Genomic DNA, 3,473 nt, shown 5'->3' with positions numbered 1-3,473 from the left:
CCGCCAAATGGGCACTCGAGTGGTGGGGACGCGTGGGCAGGTGGCACTCGATGGTCGAGTGCTCAGTTCCCGACGGGTGAGGCGCCGCCAAATGGGCACTCAAGTGGCGGGCTGCGTGGGCAAGTGGGCACTCGACGGTCGAGTGCTCAGTTCCCGACTGAGACGTCGGACGTCAGAGGGCGAGCATCAGGGTCGCGGCAGCCACGACCGTCACCGCGCAGAGGGCGCCCGTCCGCGCGATGCGGCCCGCGTCGACGGTCAGGCCCGCCGAGCGGCATCGCGAGGCCCACAGCAAGGTCGCCACCGAGCCCCACATCGTGATGAGGGGTCCCGCGTTGACGCCGATGAGCAGAGCCGCGAGCCGGTTGGCGGAGTCGACCACGGTCGGCTCGAGCGCGAGGTAGGCCGGAAGGTTGTTGATGCCGTTGGAGGTGAGCACGCCGAGGCCGCTGACGCGCAAGAGCGCGGCCACCCCGGTGCCGTGCCCGACGACGGTCTGGAGCCAGTTCGCGAGACCGGCACGCAGTGCGGCGTCGATGACGAGGAAGAGGACACAGATGCCGATGACGGTGAGCCAAGGCATCCGGATCCGGCGCAGCAGCTCGGGGGCGCGCCAGTAGGTCGCCGCGACGAGGATGCCGGCGGCCGGCAGGGACGCCAGCGCGGGCTGCACCCCGAGGACGAAGCAAGGAGCGAGCAGGGCGCACACCCCGGCCGCGATCTGCACGAGCACGAGGTCGTGCGGCTCCGCCGCCGGGGGAGTGTCGTAGGTGCCGCGAAGGTCGCGGCGATGCAGCTGCCAGAGGACCGCGACGGTGACGAGGATGGCGATGACGGCGGGCGCTGCCATCAGCTTGATGTAGCCCAGCGTGCCGACGTCGAGCGCCGCGAACGGGTGCAGCGCCAGGAGATTCGTCAGGTTCGAGACCGGGAGCAGCAGGGACGCCGTGTTGGCCAACCACAGCGTCGTCATCGCGAACGGCAGCGGTGGAGCCCCGACCTGACGGGCGACCGCGATGGCCACCGGAGTCAGCAGGACGGCGGTCGTGTCGAGGCTGAGGAGCACGGTGCACACGACTGCCAGGGCGACGACGAGCAGCCACAGCACGACGACCCTGCCCCTCGCGGTGCGGGCAGCGCGGTGGGCCAGGACGTCGAAGAGACCCGACAGGTCGCAGATCTCGGCCACCAGGGTGATGGCGACGAGGAAGACGAGGATCGGCGCGACGCGCTCGACGAGGTTGGCGAGGTCGAGGTTCACGTCACGGCCTCGGCGTCGCGGCCAGCTGCCACGGTCGTCCTGCCCGTGGCGGGGCGGTCAGCTCGACCTCGAAGCGCTCCGACAACCTCTCGGCGAGCGACTTGGGTGTCCGCGGCGCCTCGGCCCGGACGAGCTCTCGTGTCACGAGGCCCCGCGTGTGCTTGGCCATGTGCGACGCACCGGGGACCGTGACGTGCACCCAGCGCTCAGCGCGCTCGCCCTGGGGACGCCACACCGCTGCATACGTGCTCGACCGGCAGTCGACGACGAGCTCTCGCGGCTTGACGACCGCGTCCAGCGCCGCGGGCAGCTCCTTGCGCCACTCGTGCGAGAGGTAGCCCACGCCCGGGAGGGTGCTGCAGATGTTGACGCGGTAGGCCGGCACGCGGTCACCGAGACGCAGCGCACCGAAGAGTGCCGACACGACGACGATCCAGCGATTGGCGCGCCGCTTCGAGGCCGCGTCGAGCGAGTCGACGTCGAGGGCCTGGTAGAGCACCCCGCTGTAGACGTGGGACGCCGTGGCCGTCGGTGCGGTCTGCAGGCGCGTGTTGCCCTCGATGTCGGCGACGAGGTTGGGGCTGACGTCGAGGACAGCCGCGGCATCCGGCTCGCCGCTCACCCGGGCAACGGTCTGCACGACCGACTCCCGCAGGTGTGTCAGCTCGGGGAAGGAGAGGGTGCCGAGGTCGAGCGACCGTCCTCGCCGGGGGGTCGTCTTCCCCTCGGACGGCGGGAGCAGGATCAGCACGGGGGTCAGCCTAGGCAAACCGCCCAGTGATGTCTCATCCGTCCGCGTGTCGCTGGCCCACCTCTTCGGCCACGCGATGCGTAGGGTGGCGCCATGGCCCAGCGACACATCGTCTTCCGCCCGGCGACGGAGCCCGGCGGCGTGGCACAGCAGCTGACCGCCCGCTTCGAGGCGGTGCGCCGCGAGTTCGAGGTGCCGGACCGGTTCCCGCCCGCCGTCGTCGCCGAGGCGAGCTCGGCCGCCGCGGCTGCCAGCCTGCCGGAGCGGGACGAGACGGACATCCCGTTCATCACCATCGACCCGCCGACCTCGATGGACCTCGACCAGGCCATGTCGATCGAGCGCCTCGGTGAGGGGTACCGGGTGCGCTACGCCATCGCCGACGTGCCGGCCTTCGTCCGCGCGGGAGGTGCCGTCGACGCCGAGGCCCGCCGCCGTGGCCAGACGATCTACTGCCCCGACAAGCGGATCCAGCTGCACCCGTCCGAGCTGAGCGAGGGCGCCGCCAGCCTGCTGCCCGACCAGGTGCGTCCGGCCTTCGTCTGGGACATCACGCTCGCCGCCGACGGCGAGGGCACTGCGGTCGAGGTGCACCGGGCCATGGTGCGCAGCGTTCGGCGCTACGACTACGAGCAGGTGCAGAAGGAGGTCGACGCCGGCACCGCCGAGGAGTGCCTGATGCTGCTCAAGGAGGTGGGCGAGAAGCGCGTCCTGCTCGAGCGCCGGCGCGGCGGCGCGACGCTGCCGATGCCTGAGCAGGAGGTCGAGGAGGACGAGAACGGCGACTTCCGGATCTCGTTCCGCCCCCTGCTCTCCGCCGAGGACTGGAACGCCCAGATCTCCCTGCTGACCGGGATGGGCGCGGCGGACCTCATGCTCAAGGGCAAGGTCGGCATCCTGCGCACGATGCCGCCACCGGACCCCCGTGACCTGTCGCGCTTCCGTCGCCAGGCGGCTGCGGCCGGTGTGACGTGGCCCGAGGGCCTGGCCTACGGCGAGTTCCTCCGGACGCTGGACCGCGCCGAGCCCCGCCACCTGGCCCTCATCCACGAGGCGACCTCGCTCTTCCGGGGGGCCGGCTACACCCCGTTCGACGGGACGGTGCCGCAGCATCCGCTGCACGCCGCGGTCGCCAACCCGTATGCGCACGTGACCGCACCGCTGCGCCGGCTCGTCGACCGCTTCGGGCTCGTCGTGTGCGAGGCGCTCTCCGCGGGACGGCAGGTGCCCGAGTGGGTGCGGGAGGCGCTGCCGACGCTGCCCGAGATCATGTCGACGTCCGACCGCCGCACCAACGGCGTCGAGCGGGCGTGCACCGACGCCGTCGAGGCCGCCGAGCTGCATCTCCACCTCGGCGACGAGCTCGAAGCGTTGGTCGTCGACGAGAACGAGAAGGGTGTCGTCGTCCAGCTCATCGAGCTGGCCGTGGTGGCGAAGGCGTCCGGCAGGGCGACGGCGGGC

The 3,473-nt window shown here is 71.7% G+C and carries 3 protein-coding genes; 1 reads left to right on the top strand and 2 read right to left on the bottom strand.

Features of this window, described 5'->3' with window-relative positions; genetic code table 11:
• Window positions 1-172: 172 nt before the first annotated feature.
• Together AC1DP0_RS19750 and AC1DP0_RS19745 are read right to left on the bottom strand one after the other, a co-directional pair.
• The gene (locus AC1DP0_RS19750) at window positions 173-1,261 is read right to left on the bottom strand and encodes an ArsB/NhaD family transporter (protein WP_478087865.1); all 1,089 of its coding nucleotides are present in this window, start codon (window positions 1,259-1,261) and stop codon (window positions 173-175) included.
• Window position 1,262: 1 nt separating this feature from the next.
• Window positions 1,263-2,012 (bottom strand): YaaA family protein, encoded by a 750-nt coding sequence (locus AC1DP0_RS19745; RefSeq protein WP_478087861.1) that lies wholly within the window; start codon window positions 2,010-2,012, stop codon window positions 1,263-1,265.
• 93 nt (window positions 2,013-2,105) lie between these two features.
• On the opposite strand from AC1DP0_RS19745, the gene AC1DP0_RS19740 reads away from it, so the two are divergent.
• The coding region (locus AC1DP0_RS19740) for an RNB domain-containing ribonuclease (protein WP_478087857.1) at window positions 2,106-3,473 on the top strand (1,368 nt) is incomplete at its 3' end.

Source organism: Terrabacter sp. P5_B1, from assembly GCF_056400505.1.
The sequence above is the reverse complement of the archived record's forward strand: the minus strand, read 5'-3'. Positions and strand labels throughout refer to the sequence as shown.